Annotated in this window: 1 pseudogene; it reads right to left on the bottom strand. The window is 64.8% G+C overall.

Features of this window, described 5'->3' with window-relative positions:
- Positions 1-261 (bottom strand): annotated as a pseudogene (locus GWC77_RS28615) (IS21 family transposase); the annotation flags it as partial.

Below are 261 nucleotides of genomic sequence, written 5' to 3'. Positions count from 1 at the left end.
GATTGAGCAGCGCCATGGGCTTGCGGCGCAGCGCGTGGATGACGTGCCGGTAGTTGATGACGTGGCCGTGCTTGCCATTGGGACCCGCACGGCCGCGCTGCAGTGTCATCAGGGCCGTGCCGCCCAGAAACAGCTCCAGCCGGTCGTCGTACAGCCGTACACGCAGGTGATGGCCGATCAGCCGTGACGGGACGGTATAGAACACCTTGCGCAGGACGAAGCCGCAGGTGGTCGTGACGTACACGCGCGTTTCCTCGTAGT

Source organism: Paraburkholderia sp. NMBU_R16 (assembly GCF_013282575.1).
GTDB lineage: Bacteria > Pseudomonadota > Gammaproteobacteria > Burkholderiales > Burkholderiaceae > Trinickia.
Note: the sequence above shows the minus strand (reverse complement) of the source record. Positions and strands in the feature narration are given on the sequence as shown.